Annotated in this window: 6 protein-coding genes; 2 read left to right on the forward strand and 4 right to left on the reverse strand. The window is 50.6% G+C overall.

Annotated elements, in window-relative coordinates; translation table 11 throughout:
- The 4 genes from nrdR to Q1M25_RS07240 form a co-directional block, all read right to left on the reverse strand.
- Window positions 1–442, reverse strand: a 442-nt coding sequence (gene nrdR, locus Q1M25_RS07225; RefSeq protein ID WP_300483397.1) for a transcriptional regulator NrdR, incomplete at its 3' end; no start/stop codon positions are given.
- 198 nt (window positions 443–640) lie between these two features.
- Window positions 641–1,483 carry a class II glutamine amidotransferase gene (locus tag Q1M25_RS07230; RefSeq protein ID WP_300483400.1) on the reverse strand — a complete coding sequence of 281 codons (843 nt, stop codon included), beginning with the start codon at window positions 1,481–1,483 and terminating at the stop codon, window positions 641–643.
- Window positions 1,484–1,618: 135 nt separating this feature from the next.
- On the reverse strand, window positions 1,619–2,455 hold the full coding sequence (locus Q1M25_RS07235) for a PHP domain-containing protein (protein ID WP_070734699.1): 837 nt from the start codon (window positions 2,453–2,455) through the stop codon (window positions 1,619–1,621).
- 65 nt (window positions 2,456–2,520) lie between these two features.
- Window positions 2,521–4,917, reverse strand: coding sequence for a penicillin-binding protein 1A (locus Q1M25_RS07240; RefSeq protein ID WP_300483404.1), 2,397 nt, complete (start codon window positions 4,915–4,917; stop codon window positions 2,521–2,523).
- A 153-nt stretch (window positions 4,918–5,070) separates the two neighbouring features.
- Here Q1M25_RS07240 and pilM point away from each other — a divergent pair, with 153 nt between their 5' ends.
- Both pilM and Q1M25_RS07250 read left to right on the forward strand, forming a co-directional pair.
- Window positions 5,071–6,162, forward strand: coding sequence for a type IV pilus assembly protein PilM (gene pilM, locus Q1M25_RS07245; RefSeq protein ID WP_300483407.1), 1,092 nt, complete (start codon window positions 5,071–5,073; stop codon window positions 6,160–6,162).
- Window positions 6,163–6,166: 4 nt separating this feature from the next.
- The coding region (locus Q1M25_RS07250) for a PilN domain-containing protein (RefSeq protein ID WP_367275825.1) at window positions 6,167–6,425 on the forward strand (259 nt) is incomplete at its 3' end.

Consider the following 6,425-nt stretch of genomic DNA (forward strand, 5'->3'; position numbering starts at 1 on the left):
TGCATTCGGCGATGACTTGGGTGAATTCGGAAACGTCTTTAAAGCTTTTATAGACAGACGCAAAGCGGACATAAGCAACTTGGTCGATTTTTGCCAGCTCTTCCATCGCCATTTCGCCGACGATGCGCGAAGCGACCTCTTTTTTGCCCAAACGGTAGAGGCGCTGCTCGATAAGGGCAACGGTTTCATCGATTTGTTCTTGTGTGACTGGGCGTTTGTGCAGTGCGCGCTCAAGGCTGGTCTGCAGTTTGTGCGCATTGAAGGGAACCCGTGTGCCGTTGGATTTGATGACTTGCGGCATTCGCATTTCAACGGTTTCAAAAGTGCTGAAGCGTTGTCCGCATTCCAAGCATTTGCGACGGCGACGGATGCTGTTGGTGTCTTCCAGCCATCGCGAGTCGGTTACTTGTGTGTTGGGGTGTTGGCAAAACGGGCACTTCATCGGGTTTCCTTGTCATACGCTCGGCAAGGTCGCTAAGCAATTGAATTTATTGTTTGTGAACTATTATTGTAGCGGATTGCGTTATTTTCGTATAGTAAAGGCTTTTCGCTGGATTAAGTATAAAAAGGCCGTCTGAAAGGGCAACTTGAGCGAAGTTGAGCCTTTCAGACGGCCTTGTGTTTTTCAGTCGAGCAACCGTTAAACCGATACGCCGACGGCACGGGCGATTTCCAAACCTTCTTCCGCACTCATATAAACCGGATTTTCGGGGCGGTCGCTGAGGATAATGTCGCCGTCTTGAAACATCACCAATTCATTGACTGCCAATTGCGACCAGGTTTCATCTCGCGTCAGGGGCAGGGTGGCGATGACGGAAACTTTATCGTTCGGGGTGGTCACTTCTGAAAAATCGACCATGACATCATCGTCCAGCAAACGCGCTTTACCAAACGGGGCTTTGCGCACGATGTAGTGCAGCAAGGTGCTGGCATGGGCAAACAGGCAGTCGCCGTTGGACATCACAAAGTTAAACAACCCATAGCGGCGGATTTCATGAGTCAGGCCGGCAATGGCGTCAAACAAAACTTCAGGTTCGGGCTTGGTGGCAAAGCGGCTGCGCAGGCGGTTGAGGATAAAGCAGAACGCGCGTTCGGAATCGGTCGTGCCGACGGCATGGTAGTACTCGCCCTGCTCAGGAAAAAAATCAATCAAATGGCCGTTGTGGGCAAACAGCCAATATTCGCCCCACATCTCGCGCATGAAGGGATGAGTGTTTGCTAGTGAGGTCTGGCCTTGTGAGGCCTTGCGGATATGGGCGATAACGTTTTCAGATTTGATTTGGTAGGCGCGCACCAAGTCGGCAACGGGAGAGTTGGCGCTGGGCTTGTCGTCGTGAAACAAGCGCACGCCTTTGCCTTCAAAAAAACCGATACCGAAGCCGTCGGCATGGTGGTCGGTAATGCCGCCACGACGGCGGAAGCCTTCAAAAGAAAACATGATGTCTGTGGGCGTGTTGCAATTCATGCCGAGCAGTTGGCACATGGCGTTAACCTTTATTTTTGGGGTATTTATAGGGTTATTATGGTGTATCGGGCAGGCAGTTTCAATATGTAGAGTGTGATATGTTTATAACTGTCTCATACTTGGCGGGCCGTCTGAAAAATTGCTGTCAAAAATTCAGACGGCCTTAAAGTGTTCCCAGACCGGGCGGCATTGTTCGGGTAAGTCGGGACAGGCGCCGAGTATGCCGCCGCTGAAGTCGTTGGGGCGGTGGAAGTCGCTGCCTGCGCTGGCGAGAAAGTCGAAGCGGTCGGCAAGCAGGGCATAGTTGAGGCGGTCGTTTTTGCAGCAGTTGCCGCTGTGCACTTCAATCCCTGCGCCGCCGAGATTTTTAAATTCTTGAAACAGGTTTCGTTTGGCGGTGGCGGATAATTCATAGCGCATCGGGTGGGCAATAATGGCCATGCCGCCTGCGCCTGTAATCGCGGCTACACAGTCTTCCAGTGTGGCCCATTCGTGTCTGACGGAACAGGATTTGCCGTCGCCCAGATATTTGGTAAATGCCTGCTGTTTGTTTTTGACATGGCCTTCGCGGATGAGGAATTCGGCAATGTGGGTGCGGCTGGCCATTTCTTTGTTGGCAGCTAATGCCAGCGCGCCTTCATACGTGCCTGTTATGCCTTTTTTCTCCAATTTGGCGGCGATGGCTTCCAATCGTTTCAGACGGCCTTTGCGGACTTCGGCAAGCAGGCTTTGCAGGGTTTCGTTGTGTTCGTCAAAGTCCAAGCCGACAACGTGGATGGTGCGGCCGCGCCAAGTGACGGATATTTCCACGCCGTTGACGAAGGGGAGGCCGAGGGTATTGGCTTCGGCGCGCGCTTCGGCAAGTCCGCCGGTATGGTCGTGGTCGGTCAGGGCGAGTAGGGTGCAACCGTTTTGACGGGCGAGTCGGACGACTTCGGTTGGGGAGAGCATGCCGTCTGAAACGGTCGAATGGCAGTGTAAATCAATCATGGTTTTGCTTTGAATTTTCTTAAAAAAGGCCGTCTGAACGTTTCAGACGGCCTTACTTTAGAACATTAGAACAGAGAGTCCAGTTGTTGTCTGTTATTGTTGCCGGTATTGCTTGGCAGAACTGGGGTTTCGTCTGATTCTTCACGGGCTGGCGCATTGCCGCTCTCGGTGCGGCGGCGGTTTTCATTCGGAACCGTGCGACGGGCAGGTTGAGCGGGACGCGGTGCAACGCCGCTGTTGTCCAAGGCCAGGTCGGAGCTGGTGGTCATGCGTTCGCGCATATACACTTCGCCGCCGTTCGAAACCACGCCCTCAGGGGCTTTCATCGGTTTGACGCTGGTGCCTTTCAGGGCAAAGCGCATGTATTCTACCCATACCGGTACGGCGATTGTACCACCGTAACCTGCACGACCCATGCTGCGCGGTTTGTCAAAGCCGATATAGACGGCAGTCACAACGCTAGGGTTGAAGCCGACAAACCATGCGTCTTTGTTGTCGTTGGTAGTACCGGTTTTACCGGCGATGTCGGCGCGGCCGAGTGCGGCTGCACCGCGTGCGGTACCGACACGGACAACGTCTTGCATGATTTTGTACATGATGTAGGCGTTGCGCGGGTCAATGGCCTGAGGTGCGTTTTCACCGGCTACCAAAGGTTGCATTTGCGCTCTCAGACGGCCTTGGCTATCGTAGATTTTGTCGATGACGTGGGCGGACACTTTGTAACCGCCGTTGGCAAAGACGCTGTAACCTTCTGCAATACGCAACGGCGTGGTTTCGCCTGTACCCAAAGCCATAGACAGGCTGGCAGGGATTTCAGACGGCTTGAAGCCGAAGCGTTGGATGTATTGTTGCGCGTAGCCGATGCCGATAGACATCAGGATGCGGATGGACACCATGTTTTTCGAAGCGGTCAAAGCCTGGCGCAGCGTGATGTAGCCGGAATAGCGGCCGTCTGAATTTTTCGGGTTCCACGCTTTGCCGTTTGCACCTTTACCCGGCAGTGAAATCGGCGCATCGTTAATCATGGTGGAAGCAGTCATGCCTTTTGCCAAAGCGGCGGAATAAACGAACGGTTTAAACGTCGAGCCGGGTTGGCGCATGGCTTGAGTTGCGCGGTTGAAGGTTTTGCTGTGGTAGTCGTAGCCGCCGACCAATGCACGGACTGCACCGGTTTTCGCATCTAAAGACACCAATGCGCCTTGCAACAAAGGCTCTTGAACGACGGTAAAGGTATCGCCGCTGCCTTTAACGCGAATGACGGAGCCGCGACGGATGCGGTCATCACCCATTTTTTCGTTGTTGACGGCACGGGCGGCAAAGCCCAAAGCGTGGCTGTTCAGCGTGACTTTACGGCCGCTTGGCAACTGAATCTGTACACCTTTGCGTGAGGCTTCCAATACAACTGCCGGAATCATCTTATCGACGGTATAAAGTGTAGAAAGATATTGGCTGACAGTTTCTTCTACGTTATCGCTTTTGCTCAGGTCGATGTAGTTTTCCGCACCGCGGTAGCTGCTGCCGCGGTCGAAGTTGCGCAGAACTTTACGTAGGGCTTCGGTGGCCACGCGCTGGTGTGCGGTGTCGACAGTGGTATATACCTTAAAGCCTTGCGTGTAGGCATCTTCGCCGTATTTCTCAAACAGCTCTTGACGTACCATTTCGGCAACGTACAGGGCGCTTTGATCGATGTTTTGTACAAAACGCTCGTAATGCAACTCTTCTTTCAAAGCCTGATCGCGTTGCTGCAGGGTAATCATGCCTTCTTCCAGCATATTGTTCAGAATATAAGCCTGACGCAGTTTGGCACGCTCAGGGTTCACAATCGGATTGTAGGCGGAAGGGGCTTTGGGCAAGCCGGCCAACATAGCGGCTTCGGCCAATGTTAATTCATTAACATTTTTATTGAAATAAATTTGGGCGGCAGATGCAAAACCATAAGCGCGTTGACCCAAATAGATTTGGTTGAAGTACAGCTCCAAAATCTTGTCTTTGCTTAAAGACTGCTCGATTTTGTAGGCCAACAGTGCTTCGTTGAATTTACGGGTGAACGAACGCTCGCTGCTCAGGTAAAAGTTTTTAGCAACCTGTTGCGTAATCGTACTGGCACCGGATTGGACGCCGCCAGCCATGACGTTACCGATCGCGGCGCGCGCCACACCCCAAACGTCCACGCCCCAGTGGTCATAGAAGCGTTTGTCTTCGGCGGCAATCACGGCATTTTTCAAAACTTTGGGAAAGTCCCCGATTTTGGTGAATTCACGCCGTTGCTCGCCGTAAACGCCAATCACTTGGCCGTCTGAAGAATAAATCGTCAGCGGCATTTTGGGTTTGTAGTGTTGTAAAGTGTCCAAAGACGGCAGCTTCGGATAGGTTACCAAAATTGCAATTGCAATCAGACCCACACCGAAAAGAGCCAGTCCTAATAAGAGACCCATGCAGGTTGTTATAATCTTTTTAATCATGACTAAGTAATAATTTTGCCATTAATGGCGATAAATAAAGTAAAATGGGAAACGATTTCTATCAGCCACAGTCAATACTGTGTAAAGAATAAGAAGTCCTTTACGGATAACGAAACAGTTACTCACTCCTAAATGATACAGGGAAGTCAAATCATGCGCTTATTTAAAAGCACGAAAGATACCAAAACAGGCAAGGCTTCTAGTGGATTGAACAACCGCTCTGCCATCGGCATCGACATCAGCCAACATGCCATTAAGATGGTACAACTGACAGGCCGTAGTTTAAACCAAATTCAGCTGGAAAAATACGTTATTACCAAATTGCCTAAAAATATTGTCAAAGGCAACAAAATTCAAGACTACGATCAGCTTGCTACCTACATCCAGCATACTTACGCACAATTACGCAGTTCTTGCAAAAATATTGTTGCGGCTGTGCCACAAAATTTGGCGACAGTCGAGCAAATTATTTACAACCCGCGTGATACCGATTTGGACTTGGAAGAGTTTGTCGAGGCGGAAGTCGGTCAATTTGCGCCTATTGAAGAAATGAACTACGACTTTCAAGCTGAAGAAGTCGGTTCGGGTCAGCATGTTTTAGCTGTTGCCGCCAAAAAAGATGATGTCGAGCCGCGCATTGAAATGTTTGAGAATGCGGGCTTGCCTTTATCCGCTTTGGATTTGGACTTGCTGGCGCAACGCAATGCCTTTGTTCATTGGATGAATACGCATGCTCCCGAAATGGCAGAGGAAAAAGTTGCCGTGTTCGGCATTCATGCGACGCAAATGTATGCACTGATTCTGCAAAACGGCCGCATTCTCTATAAACAAGAAACTCCGGTCAGCACAGAGCAGCTCAATCAGCTGATTCAGCGTACTTATCAGGTAACGGAAGAAAAAGCCGCACAAATGATGGCTTCCCAAAATAAGCCTTCCGACTACCAGTCTCAGATTGCCGACCGTTTTAATGTGCAGGTTGCGCAAGAAGTTCAGCGTGTTTTGCAATTTTACTATACCACGCAAGCTACTGATTCTTTCGCCGATATCAAACACATCCTGCTGACAGGCTTTACCGCACAGCAGGCAGGTTTGGCAGAAAGCATTTTCTCGCAAACCAATACGGCAACAGAATATCTGCATCCGATTTCATATGTGGAACGCAGTGCAAAAGTAGAATTGCCGCAGCTTCAAATTGATGCGCCGTCACTGACCTTGGCGTTCGGATTGGCATTAAGGGGACTTTGAGAACATGATCGAATTAACCAGAATCAACCTTCTCCCATATCGGGAAGAGATTAAACAGCGCAAGCAGCAGCAATTCAAAATATTGATGCTTGGCGCTTTTGCAGTAGGTTTGGGCTTGGCGGCCGCTACCTATCTTGGTATTGACAGCGCCATCAGCAATCAAGAAGGCCGCAACAACTTCCTGCAAACCGAAATCGACAGACTTGATAGAGAATTGGGCGAAATCGATAAACTTCAGCAAGAAAAAGAAGCCTTCTTGGCCA

Origin of the sequence: uncultured Neisseria sp. (assembly GCF_951230505.1) — a bacterium.
Taxonomy (GTDB): Bacteria; Pseudomonadota; Gammaproteobacteria; order Burkholderiales; family Neisseriaceae; genus Neisseria.